Source organism: Methylobacter sp. BlB1 (assembly GCF_015476545.1).
Taxonomy (GTDB): Bacteria; Pseudomonadota; Gammaproteobacteria; order Methylococcales; family Methylomonadaceae; genus Methylobacter.
In genome coordinates, this window is sequence record NZ_JADMKV010000179.1 from 1 (window position 1) to 1,082 (window position 1,082).

A 1,082-nucleotide genomic window follows, 5' to 3' on the forward strand; every position below is an offset into this window, starting at 1 on the left:
GATTCAGCGCCTTGCCGGCCACGTTTCCGTTCGCCCCCTTGGTGCTGATGCCGGCGCCCGATTCAACGGTCAGGGTCTTGCCGGCGAGATTGACGTCGCCAGCCGTGAACACCGGCTTGACGACATCGACCAAACCATCCGCCGATACGGTGACGGCACTGTTGCTCCTCAGACCGTTCAGCACAACATTACCGCCGGCGTCAACGGCAAATTCACCGATCCCCTGATTGTTCAGGCCCGCCAGCGCCTGCTTGAATGTCGCGTTGGCGCCCGAAGTCACAGCGATCTTGGCCGTAGTCAGGAGATGCTGCACATCGACATCGCTGCCGGCGGTCAGCGTGATGTTATGGTCGCCGGCGGACAGGATCTTATTGTCCGCCATGGTAATGGCGCCGCCTGTCGAGTTGATGGCCATCTCACCGTTATTGGTCAGGATGTCATTGTTGAGCTTGATGCCCTGTTTGCTTTGAGCTTGCAGGGTAGCGCCCTGGCGTGAGCGCAAATCGATGCCGCCGAGCGTCAGGGCGCCGTTATTGGCTGTCAGCAGCAGCGACCGGTCGGCCAGCAAATCGCCGGCTAAGGTAATGTTGCCGTTTTCGGAGGTGATGTTTGCTACTTTCGAGGTTTTCTCTGGGGTTGTTGCTCCACACTTTCCGGAGATCAGGCACAAGGAGCCCAGACTGATGTCGCCGTCCGCTTTCAAGGCAAGCTCCGCCGAGCCGGAGTCGATGGCGATGTCATCGGCTACGGTAATGGCGCCATTCGTCGATTGGATGTCAATGTCGCCATTCTTGGTCAGTATGTCACTGTTGAGTTTGATGGCATTTTTACTTTGGGCTTGCAGGGTAGCACTCTGGCGTGAGCTCAAATCGATGCCGCCGAGTGTCAGAGCGCCGTTATTGGCCGTCAGCAGCAGCGACCGGTCGGCCAGCAAATTGCCATTCAAGGTGATGTTGCCGTTTTCAGAGGTGATGGTTGCCGCCGCCGTGGTCTGCGCTGCCACTTTACTGCCGCACTCGCCGGAGCTCAGGCACAAGGAGCCCAGGCTGACGTTGCCGCCCGCCTTCAGGGCCAGCCCTGCC

Annotated in this window: 1 protein-coding gene; it reads right to left on the reverse strand. The window is 59.3% G+C overall.

All coding sequences use genetic code 11. The features are described 5' to 3' along the window. The coding region (locus IT781_RS21905) for a carbohydrate-binding domain-containing protein (RefSeq protein WP_194972291.1) at window positions 1-1,082 on the reverse strand (1,082 nt) is incomplete at both ends.